General features: G+C 54.8%; 10 protein-coding genes and 1 pseudogene. 9 read left to right on the top strand and 2 right to left on the bottom strand.

Annotated elements, in window-relative coordinates:
- Nucleotides 1-956: 956 nt before the first annotated feature.
- Nucleotides 957-1,274: pseudogene (locus ACZO0A_RS08290) on the top strand (winged helix-turn-helix transcriptional regulator); the annotation flags it as partial.
- A gap of 78 nt (nt 1,275-1,352) precedes the next feature.
- Nucleotides 1,353-1,625 carry a GNAT family N-acetyltransferase gene (locus ACZO0A_RS08285; protein WP_308133119.1) on the top strand — a complete coding sequence of 91 codons (273 nt, stop codon included), beginning with the start codon at nt 1,353-1,355 and terminating at the stop codon, nt 1,623-1,625.
- 85 nt (nt 1,626-1,710) lie between these two features.
- Here ACZO0A_RS08285 and ACZO0A_RS08280 read toward each other — a convergent pair whose 3' ends face one another.
- Together ACZO0A_RS08280 and ACZO0A_RS08275 are read right to left on the bottom strand one after the other, a co-directional pair.
- Nucleotides 1,711-6,192 carry a carboxypeptidase regulatory-like domain-containing protein gene (locus tag ACZO0A_RS08280; RefSeq protein ID WP_302375891.1) on the bottom strand — a complete coding sequence of 1,494 codons (4,482 nt, stop codon included), beginning with the start codon at nt 6,190-6,192 and terminating at the stop codon, nt 1,711-1,713.
- A 145-nt stretch (nt 6,193-6,337) separates the two neighbouring features.
- Nucleotides 6,338-7,099, bottom strand: a complete 762-nt coding sequence (locus tag ACZO0A_RS08275) for a sialate O-acetylesterase (protein ID WP_302375892.1) — start codon at nt 7,097-7,099, stop codon at nt 6,338-6,340.
- Between the two features lie 250 nt (nt 7,100-7,349).
- Here ACZO0A_RS08275 and ACZO0A_RS08270 point away from each other — a divergent pair, with 250 nt between their 5' ends.
- The 7 genes from ACZO0A_RS08270 to ACZO0A_RS08240 all read left to right on the top strand — a co-directional run bounded on the left by ACZO0A_RS08270 (nt 7,350) and on the right by ACZO0A_RS08240 (nt 17,913).
- Nucleotides 7,350-8,717, top strand: a complete 1,368-nt coding sequence (locus tag ACZO0A_RS08270) for an ABC transporter substrate-binding protein (protein ID WP_302375893.1) — start codon at nt 7,350-7,352, stop codon at nt 8,715-8,717.
- Between the two features lie 184 nt (nt 8,718-8,901).
- Nucleotides 8,902-9,816: a carbohydrate ABC transporter permease gene (locus ACZO0A_RS08265; RefSeq protein WP_279034024.1), complete on the top strand. Its 915-nt coding sequence runs from the start codon at nt 8,902-8,904 to the stop codon at nt 9,814-9,816.
- A 15-nt stretch (nt 9,817-9,831) separates the two neighbouring features.
- A complete protein-coding gene (locus ACZO0A_RS08260) occupies nt 9,832-10,683 on the top strand; it encodes a carbohydrate ABC transporter permease (protein WP_279034023.1) in 852 nt (283 codons plus the stop codon).
- A 151-nt stretch (nt 10,684-10,834) separates the two neighbouring features.
- Nucleotides 10,835-12,841, top strand: a complete 2,007-nt coding sequence (locus ACZO0A_RS08255; RefSeq protein WP_279034021.1) for a glycosyl hydrolase 115 family protein — start codon at nt 10,835-10,837, stop codon at nt 12,839-12,841.
- Nucleotides 12,842-12,923: 82 nt separating this feature from the next.
- Entirely contained in the window at nt 12,924-14,696 is a 1,773-nt protein-coding gene (locus ACZO0A_RS08250; RefSeq protein WP_279034020.1) for a sensor histidine kinase, read from the top strand.
- Complete coding sequence (locus tag ACZO0A_RS08245) at nt 14,674-16,182, top strand: response regulator transcription factor (protein WP_279034018.1); 1,509 nt, start codon at nt 14,674-14,676, stop codon at nt 16,180-16,182. The genes ACZO0A_RS08250 and ACZO0A_RS08245 overlap by 23 nt, the downstream gene beginning before the upstream one ends.
- Before the next feature lie 711 nt (nt 16,183-16,893).
- Entirely contained in the window at nt 16,894-17,913 is a 1,020-nt protein-coding gene (locus tag ACZO0A_RS08240; protein ID WP_279034017.1) for an Abi family protein, read from the top strand.
- Nucleotides 17,914-18,136: the final 223 nt, after the last annotated feature.

Genomic DNA, 18,136 nt, shown 5'->3' with positions numbered 1-18,136 from the left:
CACTGGGAAAAGGCAAAAGGTAACGCTCGCTGAAAAAATAATGGAATTTTTTCATTAAATTTCAGTATAACAGTATAACTTGCAGGATTTCTGCAAGTTTAGAGATGTAAAGCGAAGAATTTTTTCTCAAGAACTGGCCTAAACGCCAAAATTACACTTCAAAAACAGCATATCACCCATTGTGCTAAAAACCCTTGCACTTTTACAAAATATCTAAATCCATTTTAACAGGCAACGGGGCAAAAACCCTGCCACATTACTCAAAATAAAACAGGCAAGCCGCAGATTAAAACGGCTTGCCTGTAGAATGACGATGCTGACGGTGATGACGATGTTTTTGATATACCCCTTTACCCTATCCCACGAACACCGTCACCATCGTCACCACCGTCACGCTTATAGTGAAATGACGCTTGCAGTTTACTACTGCTCGAAACAAAAACAATGATACTACGAGAAACACAAAATCAGAATGACGCAGATGACGCTAATGACGCTGAATCTGGGATATGGTATAGGGATGTCCTAAAAACAGCGTCACGAGCGTCATCAGCGTCACTATCGTCACGCAAGAACTGTGCCGGGGGTCTGGGGTACGCCCCAGAAATGTGCATGTGGATGACCACATGCTATGCTAGCAAAACACGTCTACCACCAAAACGAGGGCAATCAAACTCGATGCCCATACAAATCCGTATATTCCCAGAGTAAATCGACTATTGACTCACTTTGCCCACAAAAGAAAAAACACCCTCAAATCCAGCCAATACTCCAATAGTGAATCACTTCTGATTCATCCAAAAATCTTGACCCGAAAAAATGAATCCGTTCTGATTCACTTGAGATTTAAGATCGGTATCGCGATATTTAGTGTAATTTAAGACGAATAAATACCATAGCAGCTTCCATAATATGCAGCCATCTGCTAAACTAAGAGCAAGGGAGTGGCAGACAGTATGCATCAGAAAAAGCTGGAAAAAGACAACCGCTGCCCTTTGCAATATAGGCTACGCGTATTCGGCGGCAAGTGGAAGTCACGGATTATCTGCGTGCTGGCGGCAAAAGAGCCATTGCGTTACAGCGAACTGCGCAAAGAAATGGCGAACATCACGGATGCAGTGCTGGCCACAACGCTGAAAGAACTGATTGCGGACGGCATCCTTGTCCGCCAATCCTATGACGAGATACCGCCCAGAGTGGAATATTCCCTGACATCCAAAGGAACATCAGTTGTACCGATCTTGCAAAGCATCTGCCGCTGGTCGGGTGTTTTTATCGGTGCATTGGGTCTCCGGCAACTATCCCAAGAGGCTGTACAAGGCGCTGATGCACTCCTCCACCGTGCTTACGGCGTGGACGGTGACAAGCTGGTCGGCCTTATCCGGGTGCCGGGTGATTCCGAGACGCTGGCACAGATCCATTATATGCTGGTACACCCGGATTATCAGGGGCAGGGAATAGCCGGGAAGATGCTGGAACTTATCAAAGAAAAGTATAAAGACTACCTGTATATTGAGAGTATGCCCAAAGACAAAAGCAATGTGCCGCTTTATGTAAAGCACGGGTTCACCATGACGGAAAACGGCGCGGCTATTCAAATCTGCAATTACAGCAACGCGCAGTAAGTGCAGCATTACAAAGAAAAATCCCGGCTGGCGGCAGTCGGGATTTTTCTTTAATGAGAGAACGATTGTTCAGGGAATGGTTTGGTTAGTGCTCTTTCTTGCGGCAGATCACCAGCCCGGTCAGGGCAGCGGCACTGCACAGAGCCAGTATGGCCAGCAGAACCAGAGGGAAAGAATCGGCGGTCTGCGGGATAACAGCAGCCGGTGCCGTGGGTGCTGCCGTTGCCTTGGGGGCAGCGGTAGATGCCGGGGCAGAAGTAGTGCCGGAAGAATTGCCGCTGTTGGAGGAAGCATCACTCGCGGCAGGAGCAGCCGTCGGCGCGGGGGTCGCGGTGGGCGCTTGCGTGGGCTTCGGCTCTTCGCTCGGCTTGGGCTGCTCCTTGAGCTTCCAGCTGATGCCGAAGGGCGACAGGGAAGAAACCGTCACGACCAGCTTGCCGTCTTTCAGCGCGGGGGTAAGCAGTTCAACCTCGCCGCTGTCCTTCATATGGCTGACGACGAAATCATACTGTGCGGCCGTCTCGGCGGTAATACCGTTCGGCAAAGTGAAGCTTATCTCAAGGCCGTTCTTCGGGAAATCCTCAGCGGTGGCATCGACCCAGTTTATACCATCTGTGCTGACTTGCAGCCTGACTTCATAGACAACAATATTGTCGGAGGATAGCTTTTTGGAGCTTTCCAGTTTAAGCTTTTCGGTGATTTTTTCGGGAGTATCGTAGCCGACATTCTTCAGGGAATCGGGAATGTTGTTGTCAGAAAGATCATCCGTGACGACCTTTGTCTCAACCGTGGGCTTCGGTTCTTCGGTCGGCTTCACTTTGAGCGCTGCAGCGGCATCGGTCAGCGCCTTGGCAGCGGCATCGACCTGTGTCTGCGTGGCGTTCTCGTCGGCCAGCACGGCATTGGCATCGGCAAGGGCCTTGGCAAAATCAGCCCATGTTTCGGCCGTATAATCGGTTTCGACCTTGCCGGTGTTGGCATCAATGGCTTTCTGCAGAGCGGTCTTATCAACGGCGACAGGCTCCGGCTCGTTGCTGCGGGCGGTCAGCACAAAGTTGTCGATGTACTGGGTCTTGGCCTGATACCAGTTGCTGCTGTACATTCTGGCAAGGTTCTTGGCGGTGGTGGGGATGTTCAGCTCCTGCAGAACGACCTTATCGGTAGCTTTGTCCTTGAGCTGGTAGCTGACGGTGCCGGCTTCAAAGTCTGCGTGGACGCGGACGACATAGGTCTTGTTAGCGTCAGCCGTGTGATCCACCCATTTGGGCTCCGACATTTGGGTGCCGCCGACAAGGCTTGCTGCGGCAGGTGTGCGCATGGTGTTGCCGCCATCTGCGGTCTTGACGCACATGGCAAACAGAAGTCGGCCATCACTGTCACGGAACTGGAAGCCGCCCTTGTTGGTGCCGTTCTGGTACTTGAAGTCAAAGCTGAAGTCCACAGCGGTGCGGCTTTGTATCTCCGCAGCAAAATCCGCATAACTGGAAGCTGCGTTGCCGGGGCTAAGGGCAAGGCGGCCGTCCGCCACGGTTGCCTTGGTGTTAAAGGCGAGAGCGCCCGCGTTCTCATCAAAGGCTTCGCTGATGAGGGTATCGCTGTACGCGTTGGGCATAGCGGGCATCGGGACGGCAATGTCGAGAATGTTGACCTTGCCGCCCGCAAGGGTGATGGTTTTGGTGAGCGTGTCACGGCCCTCGACCACGGCGGTCACAGTAGCTTCACCGGCGGTCAAGCCCTCGGTGATGGTGTAGGTGCCGCTTGCGTTGGTGGTGGTCTCCACGGTTTTGCCGTTTACCGTGACGGTGATTTTGGCATTGCTGCAGGGGCTTACATCATCGCTGACCGTGCCGCGCAGGTAGACAGCATCCTCCGGCATGGAAACCTCAAACAGGCCGATGGTCGGCGCGGTGGTGCTGGCGGCGGTATGGGTGTAGCTGGTGTTCAGCGTTGCATTGGAATCGGTAGCGTCAAAAACGGGGTAGGCGGTGGCGGCCATCGGGACAATGCTGCCGTAGGCCTTGGCCAGAGAGGTAAAGTTAAAGCGGCTGCCCTTGGCAAACAGGCCATCCGTCAGCGCAGTGCCGGTGGCGTCTGTGCTGGCACCGGCGGCAACCAGTGCGGAGCCGGTCTTGGGCATCAGGCCGTTGGCCTCCAGCAGTGCGCCGGTGGCGGCATTGCCAAGGCGGCTCATGCTGGGGGCAGTGCCGACAAACGGATCCTCGCTCAGCATGATGGGGCTGGAATCCTTCCAGCAGGCGGGCGTGCCGTAGTAGGCATTGTTTTTGTAGGAGAAGCTGGTTCCGCCGCTGAAGCCGAAGCCTGTGCCCTTGCCGTCGTAGAACACATTGTTGACATAGGAGGCCGTGCCGCCGCCCCACGGGTCAAAGTTGGAGGTGCCATTGCCGTCCTTGCTGCGGTAAAAGACATTGTTGCTGAACTGGAAGTAACCGCCGCCCATCGAGTAATGGACATAGGAGTACAGGCAGTCCTGAATCAGGTTGTAGCGGATGATGCCGGAGTTGAATTTCATGCCGCAGAGCAGCAGACCTTCGCCGCAGTCATGGACATAATTGTACTGGATCAGGATGTTGGTGGCGCGCCAGTCGGGGTCGATGGCGTTGGAGTCCTGACCACCGCCCTTGTGGCGGACATCAAAGACCTCGTTGTACTGGATAGCAACATTGTCGGCAAAGAACAGCTCAATGCCGCAGGTGCCGATATGCTCCAGTAGGTTCTTCTCAACAACAGAATCCTTGACGCCGCACAGGTAGATGCCGTTGCAGGCGTAGGCAGAAGCGCCCTGATTGATGTAGTTGCCGGTGATGAGGATGTTGGTGTGGGGCTTCCAGTTGGGGTCATAGTAATCGGGTGCGCCGCCCGCACTGTTGCGGTTGGCCCAGCCGGTGCTGCCGTCGCGGCCTTTGCCGTTGTTCCACTGCTTGATTGTGATGCCGCCGAAGGAGTTGTTGACAAACTCGCTGTCAGCGATCGTAATATTGCTGAAAATGGTGGGGGTGTTGGTTGTGGTCGCAAGGCTTTCGATCAGGATGCCGCCGGTGCGCTTGGAGCCATCGAAGCCGTAGTTGTTGCCGATGCCGGCATCGCGCACGCCGGTATCGCCGATCCAGGTCACAATGCCGGAAACATCATGTACGCGGACATTGTGGATGTTGAAGCCCTGCAGGCTCGGAACATCGCGGCCTGCAATGTGTATGCCGCGGTAGTCGCCGAGCTTTTCACCCTCGCTGTTATCGCGGGCGGTCACATTGCCGGTGGGGTTTGTGTCGCCGGCAACCATCTTGCAGCCGTCCACGGTGTTGGAAATGTCCAGATTGCAGATCTCCCAGTATTCCTGATTGTACAGGTACAGGGCATCGTTGACCTTGCCGTTGGCGGCGATGCGGGGCATATGTTTGGTTTCGTCGCCGTAGGCGCCGATTGTGATGTGGGCATCGGCGCTGCCGCTTCCCTGGGGCTGCAGCGTGGTGTTCTCCCACTCGCCGCCGCGCTCAAACAGGATCTTGTCGCCGGGAATATAGGTGTCCTGATTCACGCGGGCGATGGTCTTCCATGCGGTTTGTTCGGTTTTGCCGTCTTTGCTGTCGTCGCCGTTGGGGCTGACGTAGTAAGTGGCAGCTGTGGTGTGCGGCGCAAAGGGGTCGGTGTTGCTGGCAGTTACGGAAACGGACTTGATGTAGAGTGTGCCGCGGTTCCAGCTGTCGGCGTAGAACTTGATTTTTTGCAGATTATCAGTGGCGGTGCGTGCCTTGGCGTTGCGCAGAGACATCACGCCGTCTACGGATACACGGAAGGTATCGCTCTGCATATCAATGTCCATGCGGACGGTCTGCCAAGTGTCGGTGGTCAGCGTACCGGCATCGGTTGTGTTTTTGCCGTTCACATGGGACTGGTACTTGGCAGCGCTGTCGTTGGTGAACAGGCTGTATGCAACCGCGCCGCTGTTGTCGAAGATATAGGGAATGCTGTACTGGTGGGCATAGCCGTCCTTGTCCAGCTTCATCTCGGCGGTGACGGTGACATAGCGGGTATCGCTCTCGGTGATGCTCAGGCCATCGTAAATCAGAGCAGTCTCGCCGCCGTCAGAGGTGCGGCTCATCTTGAGTACCTGCCCCATTTCGGCATCGGCAACAAGCTCGGTAGTGCCGCCGCCGTTGGAGTAAGTCCAGCCGTTCAAATCATCGTTCAGGCCGGCAACATCGGCAAAGTCGATAGAAGCGCCCACTTTGACATCCGGCTCGGCGGGGGCGGCTTTGGCCATTACGGCAGCGACGGCAGATTCGTCTGCCAGAACGGCGATTTCCGGGGCGGCAGTGGTCTCCGCAGCGGGGGATCCTTCTGCAAGGTCTGCTTCAGGCAGGGGGGCCTCCGCTTCGGAAAGTGCGCCATCGGGTACTTTCTCGGCGGCGGTTTCAGGCGTGGCCTGTACGGTTTCGGGCGCGGCGTCGTACTCTTCTGCCAGAACCGGAACAGCACCTAAATTAGAAAGTGCCATACCGCCCGCCAGCAGAAGCGCGAGCCCGCGCTGCAGGGTGCGTTTGTTTCTCATACGTTACTCCTTCTTCGTAGAATTGGTTTGCTAGAGCTACTTACAGGGTAACAGAGAAACAAAATTTGCGAAATGGACAAATCCGACTTTTTCCTTGAACGATTCCGACTTCTTTTGGGGAAAATGGGTCGCTTTTGTTCAAATCCTACTTTTCAGCCCAGTATTCAGCCACGCTGCGCCCGGCTTCCTCGCCTACTTCGTTGTAGGCGGGCTGTAAATAGTGGAAGCGGTCTTTCATCAAGCCTTTGGCGGCAAAGGTCTTGAAGCTGCGGCTGACCATGACAATATCATCGTAGGCTGCAGCCAGCTCCTCCTGCGCCTGCTGGATCGGCACGTACAGTTCCGGCTCGTCGCGCTGGTTGCCAATCTGGATCAAAAAACAGGTCTCCAGCCCGGCATCGGTCATAAACTCGTGGATGACGCGGTCGGTGTCCAGCTTATACACGGCTTTTAAGGTGTGCAGGTCGCCGTCGGTGCAGCCCTGGCACCAGACCATCGCGCTGTGGCGGATGGTGTAGCCGTTTTCGGCTAAGAATTTGCGCGCCTTGCGGGCGCGGCGGACGGCATCCTCAAAAAACGGCATGCCGGGCAGCCACTCGGTAATGGAAGAACCGCCCTTGGCGCAGGATACGCCCATGATGGCAACCCCGGTCTTGGCTGTGCAGGCATTGACAAAGGCGGAAACCATGCTGCCCGTTTTCATGCCCGGCTCATTGACGCCGGTGGGGTCGTTCTCGTTCACGCCGAACGGCTCGGCCAGCGGGTGCAGCTGCGCGGGGTCAGTCACGGCGCGGTACTCGTACCCCATGCCGGGGGGAACAGCGGGGGCAAGGGCGGCATCCCCGCGCCCGGCCATGTTGCTTTGGCCCATAAAGAAGATAAGATCGACCAACTGTGTGCATTCCATGCGAAATCGCTCCTCTCATCATTGTATAAAAGAGTATAGCAACCGCATTTTTAGATGCCAAGAGACAAATCCGACTTTTTGCTTGAACGTTTCCGACTTCCCGGCAGGAATCCGTAAAAATCCGAATAAAGTCGGATTTGTTCAAGGTTTAAGTCGGATTTGTCCATTTTCAAACCAACAAAAAGCGTGTATCATAAAGACAACGCAAGGGGCACAAGACAAAGCCCCACAATGAAGGAGGAAAATCCAAATGAAAAACAAGCGCATTATGAGCGCGGCGATGGCCGTCCTGATGGCCGGTTCTCTCGCAGCCTGCGGCGGTTCCGCTTCCAGCACTGCTGACAGCACCGCAGCCGAGAGCACTTCCACTGCCGCCTCCACCGAGGCCACTGCCGAAAGCACCGACGAGCCTGTTACCATCCGCATCACCTGGTGGGGCGGTCAGACCCGCCACGACCTGACGCAGCAGGTGCTCGATCTCTACACCAGCGAGCATCCCAACGTCACCTTCGAGGCTGTTCCCTCCGGCTGGGACGGCTACTTTGAGAAGCTGGCCACCGACACTGCCACCGGCGGTATGCCCGACATCGTGCAGATGGACTATATGTACATCTCCACCTACGCACAGAACGGCTCTCTGGCCGACCTGAGCGAGTACATCAACGACGGCACGATCGATGCCTCCGGCATTGACGAGGCCCTGATGAACGCCTCCAACATCGGCGGCAAGACCGTCGGCATCCCCCTGTCCACTTCTTTGGTCGCCTTCACCTATAACCCCTCCGTTCTGGAGGAGGCTGGCCTGGAAGCTCCTACCGACGACTGGACCTGGGACGACTTTGCCACCGCCGCCAAGACGGTGAAGGAAAAGACCGGCAAGTACGGTATGTCCACCTCCCCGGTCATCGACACCAACCTGTTCAATTACTGGGTGCGCGGTTACGGCGAGAAGCTGTTCGCCGACGACAACAAGAGCCTGGGCTACGATGACGACAAGATCACCGAGGACTTCTTCACCTACTGGCTCGACCTGATCGATGCCGGTGCCGTGCCCAACCCCGATGAGTACGAGCAGATCGCTACCCTGGGCAACGATGCGAACCCCGTCATCACCAACGATGCAGCCTTCCACCAGAGCTGGAACAACTTCACCACCATCGGCGCCAACGCCGGCAACGACACCCTGAAGCTGGTTGCTCCGCCGACCAACACCACCAACACCAAGGCACTGTGGTACAAGCCTGGTATGTTCTTCTCCGTTGCCGAGACCTCTTCCGTCAAGAAAGAGGCTGCCGAGTTCATCAACTGGTTCCTGAACTCCGACGAGGCCAACGACATCATGATGGGCGAGCGCGGCACGCCTGCTTCCGCTACCGCTCGTGAGCACCTGATCAACTCCGGCAAGCTGAGCGCCCAGCAGACCGATATGTTCAACTTTGTTGACACGGCCGCTGCTTACTGCGGTGACACCCCTGCAGCTGACCCCGCTGGCATCAGCGAGATCAACACCATCTTCAAGAACATCGGTTATGCCGTCTTCTACGGCCAGACCACCCCGGCCGACGCTGCTGCCCAGTTCCGCACTGAGGTCAACGCAGTTCTCGAAGCTAACAACTAATCACAAAATCTCCTGAAGTTTCTTCTTCTAAAAAGTGTTTTCTTCTTCTTTTTCATAAGCTTTCTCCTAAAAGTTTTTCTCCTTATATCATGTGAGCAGAAACGGGGGAGGGTCAAACCCTGACCCTCTCCCTTTCTTATGCCAAAAATCCAAGTCAATCCAAGGAAAAGGGGGATTTTTACCCATGCCCGCACTGAAAACCGCAGCACCGGCCAAGAAGTACTATAAGATGAAGGACAACGTGACCGGCTATCTTCTGCTGGCACCGTGGCTGTTCGGCTTCTTCTTTATGTGGCTGATCCCGGCTGCTATGTCCATCTACTACTCCTTGACAGACTATAACCTGCTGTCCGCCCCGAACTTTGTGGGGCTGAAAAACTACATCACGATTTTCACCAACGACAAAAACTTCAAGCAGGCAATGATCGTCACCTTCAGCTATGTTTTCATGGTTGTGCCGCTGCGTCTGGCGTTTGCCCTGTTTGTGGCAACGCTTTTGAACAAAAAGCACAAGGGCATGGCGGTCTACCGCGTTCTGTACTACATCCCGTCCATCGTCGGCGGCTCTATTGCGGTTGCCGTTGTCTGGAAGCAGATTTTCGGCAACAAGGGCGTTTTTATGACGCTGCTGGGCGCGATCGGCATCGAGCAGAAGATGTCCCTGCTGGGCAACCCCAAGACGGCGCTGTTCGTCATCGTGCTGATGGGCGTGTGGCAGTTCGGCTCCTGCATGCTGATCTTCCTCTCCGGCCTGAAGCAGATCCCAAACTCTCTGTATGAGTCCGCCGCCATCGACGGTGCTTCCCCGATGAAGCAGTTCTGGAAGATCACGATGCCGATGCTGACCCCCACCATCTTCTTCAACATGGTGCAGCAGATCATCACCAGCTTCCGCGTCTTTACCGAGAGCTATGTCATCACCAATGGCGGCCCGATGGACAGCACCCTGACCTACGTGCTGTACCTGTACCGCTCCGCATTCACCAACTTCCACATGGGTTACTCCTGCGCACTGGCGTGGATTCTGGTCGTCATCATCGGCATTGCGACCGCAATCCTCTTCAAGAGCCAGGATGCCTGGGTCCACTACGAGGGTTAAGGAGGAAATACAACTATGGTTGGTCAAAAGAGCTCCAAGGCACAGTCTGTGTTCTTCCACGTTTTTTCCTGCGCACTTGGCTTTATCATGATTTATCCGCTGCTCTGGCTGCTGATGAGTTCGTTCAAGTCCAATGACACGATGTTCCACAATGCGTTCAGCCTCATTCCCGAAAAGTGGGACATCATCCAGAACTACGCCTCCGGCTTTAAGGGCATCGCGGGCATCTCGTTCTGGACGTTCTTCAAGAACTCTGCCATCGTCACGGTGGCCTCGGTGGCCGGCTCTATCTTCTGCTCGCTGCTGGCGGCTTACGCCGTATCCCGCGTCGAGTTCAAGGGCGCGAACTTCTGGTTTGGCTGCATCGTTATGACGATGATGATCCCCTCGCAGGTCATGGTCGTGCCCCAGTACATCATCCTGAAAAAGGTCGGCCTGTCCGATACGCTGGTGTCCATGACGCTGCCGTGGATCTTCGGTTATGCGTTCTTTATCTTCCTGATCGTGCAGTATATGCGCGGCATCCCCCGCGATCTGGACGAGGCCGCCATGCTGGACGGCTGCTCCAAGATCGGCGTGCTGTTCAAGATTCTGGTGCCTGTCGTACAGCCTTCCATCGTCACGGCGTCCATCTTCGCGTTCTACTGGATCTGGCAGGACTTCTTCCAGCCGCTGATCTTCGTCTCGAACCCGAAGAACTTCACGATTCCTCTGGCGCTGAAACTGTACACCGATCCCAACAGCTACAACAACTACGGCGGCCTGTTCGCGATGTCGGTCATCTCGCTGCTGCCTGTTATTCTTATCTTTATCAAGTTCCAGAAATATCTGGTAGAGGGTATTGCCACCGACGGCATTAAGGGTTAAAATAATATAATATAGGAAACCAAATTGTAGGGGCGGTCATTGACCGCCCGCCAATGGAACGCGCGACGCTTTCTCGGAAAGTGTTTACCACGGGAAAGGGCGGGCGAGCAATGCTCGCCCCTACAATGCGTTCCCTAGAGGGGCATTTGTTATGATTCTCAACCGCAACACCATCCTCCCCGCCGCGCCTGCGGCCAAGCCGGTGCAGTACGCACTGAAAGCGCTGCGCCGCGATTTTGACCGCGTTTTTACAGATACCGCCGCACCGGGCGGGCGCATCCTGCTGACCATCAACGACACGCTCCCCGCCGAGCAGTACACGCTGACGGTGGATGCCGACACGCTGCTGCTCTCGGCTGCCGATGACCTCGGCTTTGTCTACGGTTTGTTTGAAATCAGCCGCCGCTTTTTGGGCGTGCAGCCGTTCTGGTTCTGGAACGACCAGCCGTTTACTGTGCGGGAGGGTGAGAAAATCCCCGTCGGAACGGTGGTGGAGTCCAAGTCCTACAAAGTAAAATACCGCGGCTGGTTCGTCAACGACGAGACGCTGCTCTCCCACTGGAAAGTCGAGCGCCGCGCCAATCTGCCGTTTGTTATGGCGTTTGAGACGCTGCTGCGGCTGGGCGGCAACATGGTAATCCCCGGCACGGGCAAAAACGCCGTGCTGTACCGCCGGACGGCTGCCGATATGGGGCTTATCATCACCCACCACCACGCCGAGCCGCTGGGCGCGGAGATGTTTGCCCAAGCCTACCCCGACTTAGAGCCGATGTACAGCAAGTACCCAGAGAAATTCCGCGCCTTGTGGCAGGCGGGTATTGACGCGCAGAAAGATATGCGTGTGATTTGGAACATCGGTTTCCGTGGGCAGGGCGACAAGCCTTTCTGGGACGACGACCCCCAATACGACACGCCGGAAAAGCGCGGCGCGTTGATTTCCGCGCTGATAAAAGAACAGTATGACCTCGTCAAAGCCAACGACAAGCACGCCGTCTGCTGCACCAACCTGTACGGCGAGACGATGGAGCTGTACAAGGACGGCTTTTTGCACCTGCCGGAGGATGTTATTAAAATCTGGGCGGACAACGGCTACGGCAAGATGGTCAGCCGCCGTCAGGGCAACAGCAATCCCCGCGTGCCTGCCCTGCCGCCGCGCGGAGATACCAGCGCGCACGGCATTTATTATCACGCGTCGTTCTATGATTTGCAGGCGGCCAGCCATATCACGATGCTGCCCAATTCCACCGAGTTTGTGGCGCGGGAGCTGGCCGACGTGATGGCGCACGGCGCGGACGATTACTGGCTTGTGAACTGCTCCAACGTCAAGCCCCACGCCTTTTTGCTGGATCTGATCGCCCGCTGCTGGCGGGACGGCACGGTGGACGCCGGGCAGCAGTGCATCGCCTACACGGCGGCCTATTACGGTCTTTTGCACCGCTGCGAGATTGCGCAGTGCCTTGTGGATTACGCACAGTTTGCCGTCCCCTACGGTTCTAACGCCGACGACCGCGCGGGCGACCAGTTCTATAACCATGTGCCGCGTATGCTGATTTCGCAGTTTGTCCAAGACCGCACCGCGCCCGCCGACGACCTGCGCTGGCTGTGTGAGCAGCCGACCCTTGCCGGGCAGCTGCAGCACTGCACCGCCGTCTTTGACAAGGCAGTCCAAAGCTATGCAGCCTACCGGCGCGAATGTGAAAAGGTGCTGGCCGAGCTGACCGGCCGCCCGCGCGTGCTGTTTATGGACAACATACTTTTGCAGGCGCAGCTGTATGACCTGTGGGCGCAGGGCGCAGCGTTTGTCTGCAAGGCGCTGGACGCCGGATTTACCGCGGACTGGCAGCACTGCTTCTACTATGCCGGCTGTGCCAAACGGCTGTACGCGCTGGCCTACCGCGCCATGCAGGATTGCGAACACGGCAAGTGGGTGGGCTACTACGCCAACGAGTGCCAGACCGACGTGCGCCAGACGGTGCAGGTGTGCGGATACCTGATGAGCTTTGCCCGCACCCTCGGCGAAGGACCGCACTACTATGCGTGGATGCGCGAGTTCGGCGACCCCGAGGACGAGCGCCGCATCATGCTGATCCTGAACACCGAGCCCCACCCCGGCGATGACGACCTCTGGCTGCTGATGGAGCAGCGGTGGGGGGAGTGAAATCTCTTGCCTTCCCCCAAGGGGGAAGCCATTTGCCGCCCCCACACCCATGCAACGATATTTTCCAAAGGAGTCTCTCCTCATGCTCACCCGCCTCAAAAAACGATTTCTTGACCTGCCTATATCGCAGAAATTCGTCAGCATCTTTGCGGTGATGACGCTGCTCAGCTGTGCCGTTATGGTCGGTGCGCTGCATCTGGGTCTGAGCGTTTTTGAGGAAAAGCTCTACGAGAAATCCCTGCAAGAGCTGGACTTCTTCGTCCAGAGCATTGATGACGATTTGCAGCAGATGGACGTGCTGACCCGCAGCATTGCGGTGGATACCACAATTCAAAGCCAACTGGCCCAGCTGACGGCGGCAGACCCCGAAACCGCACAGTATTACTATCTGCTGACCGGCGTGCGCCCGCTGCTGCTGGAAAAGCTCTATATGAGCGGGCAGGCGGACGCGCTGCAATTTGTCGATTTGAACGGCAACGCCATTGTGGTGGGGCAGTCCTTCCCCGACCCCGGCGAGGAGCGCCGCATACAGTTGGCCGATGCCCTGAACCGCACCCCCGGCAGCTTTGCCCTGCTGCCGCCGGATGCCGATTACCCCTATTTTATCTGCGGGCGCGATGTGCTGCGCAGCCAGAATATGAGTATGCAGCGGCTGGGCACAGTCCTTGTCACCGTGGATATTGAAAAGCTGCTGAACAACCAAATCGACGCACTGTCCAACAAGCCGTCAGAACTCTACCTTTATAATAAGGAAGCGCTCGTCTACCAAAGCGGCGAGACGGCGGCGGATTTTACACTGCCGGACACCCGCCAGGGCTATGCCGTGCAGACCATGAACGGGCAAAAGGTGTTTGTCTGCTGGCTGACTTCCGGCGTCAGCGGGCTGCGGCTGTGCAGCGTGTTCAACTACTCGGAAATTTACGGCCAGACCACCCGCGCACGCTGGGCGCTGCTGCTGGGCGGCTGCGCTATCCTTGTGCTGTTTGGCTGGGTCATGCTGCGGATGGCGCGCCTTGTCACCCGCCCCGTGCATACTTTAAGCGAGGCCGTCAAGAGCGTGGAGGGCGGCGACTTTACCACCGCCCGCGCGATGCTGCCCAACACACCCGCCGCCGATGAGATCGGTACGCTGACCCGCGATGTGGACGCGATGCTCGGCCAAATCGACACGCTGATCCACGAAAACTACGAAAAGCAGCTGCTTTTGCAGGATACCCGCTATAAGATGCTGCAAGCCCAGATCAATCCGCACTTTTTGTACAACACGTTAAGCACGCTGAGCTGGCTTGTGCGTGCCGGCAAGAACGAGGACGCCGGGCGGCTCATCATTAACTTGGGCGATATGCTGCGGGCGGCGCTCTCGCCCAAGCAGAACACCACCGCCGCCGCTGACGTGCAGCTGGTGCGCAGCTATATTGAGATCCAGCAGCTGCGCTATAAGCGCCGCGCAGTCTTTACGCTGGACGCGGACGGTGCGCTGGAAAGCTGGTATCTGCCCCACTTCACCTTGCAGCCACTGGTCGAAAACGCCATCAAGTACGGCGTGGAGGAGAGCGAGGATGTCTGCGAAATCACCGTGACCGCCCACGCCGAGGCCGACACCCTGCTGCTGGCCGTACATAACACCGGTACACCCATCGACACGGCGCGGCTGGCGGAAATTCGCAATTTTACCGTAAAGCCGCAGGGACACGGAATTGGGCTGAAAAATATCTACGAGCGCCTTTCCATGCTGTACAAGACGTTCGCCTTTACGGTGGACAGCACGGAAACGGACGGAACAACGGTACAAATACTTCTCAATCGGCAGGACGCAAAGGAGGAACAACCGCATGGAGAAACTGCTGATCGTTGACGATGAGGAAATCGAGCTGGACGGCATGGCCGAGCTCATCGACTGGCCGAGCTACGGCTATGAGCTGGTCGGTACAGCCATCAACGGCAAGCGCGGTCTGGCGCTGATACAGGAAAAACAGCCCGATATCGTGATAACCGACATCAAAATGCCGGTCATGGACGGTCTTGCCATGATCCGCGCCGCGCAGGAACAGCATGTTGACACGGTCTTTGTCGTGCTGTCCGGCTACGGCGATTACGAATATACGAGCCAAGCCATGCAGTTAGGGATACGGCATTATATCTTGAAGCCCTGCGATGAAGCGAAGATCCTGCCCGTGCTGGAGCAGGCCCGCGCCGAACTGCACGAGCGCCGCAGCAAGGCCCAAAAGACGACCGAGATGGAGAACACTGTCCGGCGTATGGCACCAATGGCGCGGGAAAAGGCCCTGCGCGACCTGCTGCTGGGGCGCGAAACGCTGACCCACCTGCCCGGCATTGCAGATGACCTGGGCGGCTTGGACAGAAAGCTGCTGTTATTGCTGCTGCACACCAAAGAGGGCATTGACCATCTGGAGCAGTACGCCATCACCAACATGATGGCCGAATTGCTGCCGGAGGGCGGCTTGCTGGGGGATACCTCGGTTTCGCAGGATGTCTGCCTGCTGGTGGATGCCGGTCTGTATGACCAACTCCCCCCGGCTGTGGAGCGGCTTTGTGATGAATTTGCGCGGTTTCGCGCCGGGCTGCTGACGGTTACAGGCAGCGCGCGCGGCACGGCGGCGCAGATGGCCGAACTGTACGAGCAGGCACGCCGCCTGCAGGCCGCCGCACCGGAAAATACGCTGACCCTGCTGGAACGCCTGAACGCCGAGCAGCACGCCGCCGCCCACCTGATGAACTACGATACGCTGCGCAATGCGGACAGCTATGCGGCGCTCTGCTTTGCCTGTTGTGATATTCTGGTTTCGATGCAGATGCAGGAGATTTCCCCCGCCGTGCAGCGCGATTTCTGTATGCGGGCGGTGCGCTACATCTGCGGCAGTGCGCCGACCACGACAGCCTCCACCCATGCGGAGCTGCTGATTTATCTGGTGGACAACATCTGGCAGCACCGCACCGGCGATGAGCCGATAGGCAAAGCCACCCGCACCGAGCAGATGATTCTGCGGGAATTTTACGCCTATCTGCCCGAAAAAAACTTCACTATGCAGTGGTTCGCGCGGGAAATCCTGTTTATGAACCCGGACTATTTAAGCCGTAAAATCGAAAAGATGACCGGGGATAAGTTTGCCACCCGCCTGATTGCCGACCGCATCGAGATCGCCCGCCATCTGCTGACGATAGACCCCACCCTAAAAATGACAAAGCTGGCTGAAACCGTCGGCTTTGCCGCCGATGAACAGTATTTCTCCCGCATCTTCCGCAAGCTCGTCGGCGCGACCCCGAAGCAGTATGCAATGGGTATAGCGGATAAACAAATTATACCGCACGGAAGAGTCTAAGCGCAATCGTAAGTTGTACTCTCTAGTGTTAAGTTGTACGCGCTGCCGCAAAACCAAAGTGGTAAAATCCGATTTTTTGAGGTTTTACGGATAGGATACGATAGTATCTTAGTATTTTATTTATTTAGTTATTTATTTGCGTTGGATTTACCTGTACAGGAAAATCCCGTCTAGGTAAATGCCTTTGTGGTAAAATAAAAAATCCCCGGAAAGCGGGGATTTTAGGGCAGTATTTGGCTGGGCGGCTACCGCGTCGATGCGCTGTAAACGCGCCCAAACAGGCGTGTTTCTCGCGGCGACAGGGGCAGTGCGCGGGGACGGTGCGGAGTGGGGTCGCGTACAACTTCTGCATAGAGGGTAAAACTTCATTATTAGTTCGTTGGGCTTTTCACTTGTGTGAACCCTGTGATGTGGGTATTTGTATTTCTCAATGAGACCAAAGCTGCGCATTTATTTGAGCGGTGCTAGTGAGAATTCGTCTCACCGATTTGCCCCCAAAACGAGAAAATGACTGCGCCCCAGATGCTGAGATTCTCAACATCTGGGGTACTTTTTGTGGATGAATCTTGCGGAACTGGCAGGTAAAAATATGAGCGGTCAGAAATGTGAGATAGGCATAGCGAAAAATAAGCAAACAAGAAACTTTATATGTGGTGTTGACGAGGTTGCTTTCGTATAGTAATATATATTTTATAAGGGAGGGGTGTATCGATGACAAAGAAGCGCCCTAAAACGACGGATGCGCTAATGCGGTATTTGCGTGAAGAAAAAGGAATATCAATTAGTGGTTCTTCTCAAAAGAGAAAACTAATGAATATAGGCTATTATCATGGCTATAAGGGGTATCGCTATATAGGTAAAGCGTCAAATTCAATTCACTATACAAATTTTGATGAACTGATGGCGGTATATGAATTCGATGCACAATTAAAGGCACTATTCTATCCTTATGTCATGCAAATAGAGACAGCACTTAAAAGTTACGTTCTTGAAGTGGTAGTTTCACAAGTCAATTCAGATAGTTTTATAGATGTCTATAATAAGCTTTTAGATAATTATAAGGCCTTTTCGACAGCAGGGAGCGTCTATTCAGACTTTAAGCAACGCAAAAAGGCAGAGGATAAATTTAAATATGAACTTAAACGACGTTTGGATCTTCGAAATAGGATTTATAAGGTACAGACGGACGCGTTTGGGAATGGAAATAAAATTGCAGAACACTATTTGAATAATGATATGAACTTACCAATTTGGGCAATTTATGAGTTGCTCAGTTTGGGAGAGTTTGGTCATTTTGTCTCTTGCTTGAATTTTCCTTGTCGCCAAGCAATCTCTAGCAAGCTTGGAATTAGGGCATCTGATGATAGCAATGCATTGCTACCGCAACGATTGATATATGTGATCAAAGATTTACGCAATGCAATTGCACATAATGATGTTGTTTTTGACACGAGATTCCGAACTAATAAAATAGACAGGCAGGTCTGTAATGCGATTTCAAATGCAACAAATGTTCCAAACTTGAACTTTGAAACGATAACAGATTACTTGGTGCTGATTGTTTATCTTCTTTCGTTGTTGCGTATTTCAAAGAATGACAGCAAACGATTGATTTCTTCTTATATAGAGTGTACGGAGCGACTACGAAAAGCAATCCCTGCGAATGTGTATAGTCAAATTATACGGACGGATAATAGTAGTAAAGTTGTGGCTCTACGAAAATTTATTTGAAGTTAACAAAACATATCGTTTTTTCTTGCATTTTTGCAATGGATATGGTATACTATTAATGTGAATTGCGGTAAGATTCTACGGAGCTTACCTAAGGAAATCGGATGCGTCCGGTTTCCTTTTTTATTTTTTATGGAAAATCATAATAAATAAACCCTAAAAGATGCAAAGAAAAGAGTATCTTGATTGAATAAGCACGAACAAACTATTTTGAGGCACGACG

It is taken from the genome of Gemmiger sp., assembly GCF_057431175.1.
The sequence above is the reverse complement of the archived record's forward strand: the minus strand, read 5'-3'. Positions and strand labels throughout refer to the sequence as shown.

Coding starts and splice junctions, on each gene's coding strand:
- ACZO0A_RS08280 (WP_302375891.1), bottom strand. CDS start 6,192: ATGAGAAACAAACGCACCCTGCAGCGCGGGCTCGCGCTTCTGCTGGCG.
- ACZO0A_RS08275 (WP_302375892.1), bottom strand. CDS start 7,099: ATGGAATGCACACAGTTGGTCGATCTTATCTTCTTTATGGGCCAAAGC.
- ACZO0A_RS08270 (WP_302375893.1), top strand. CDS start 7,350: ATGAAAAACAAGCGCATTATGAGCGCGGCGATGGCCGTCCTGATGGCC.
- ACZO0A_RS08265 (WP_279034024.1), top strand. CDS start 8,902: ATGCCCGCACTGAAAACCGCAGCACCGGCCAAGAAGTACTATAAGATG.
- ACZO0A_RS08260 (WP_279034023.1), top strand. CDS start 9,832: ATGGTTGGTCAAAAGAGCTCCAAGGCACAGTCTGTGTTCTTCCACGTT.
- ACZO0A_RS08255 (WP_279034021.1), top strand. CDS start 10,835: ATGATTCTCAACCGCAACACCATCCTCCCCGCCGCGCCTGCGGCCAAG.
- ACZO0A_RS08250 (WP_279034020.1), top strand. CDS start 12,924: ATGCTCACCCGCCTCAAAAAACGATTTCTTGACCTGCCTATATCGCAG.
- ACZO0A_RS08245 (WP_279034018.1), top strand. CDS start 14,674: ATGGAGAAACTGCTGATCGTTGACGATGAGGAAATCGAGCTGGACGGC.
- ACZO0A_RS08240 (WP_279034017.1), top strand. CDS start 16,894: ATGACAAAGAAGCGCCCTAAAACGACGGATGCGCTAATGCGGTATTTG.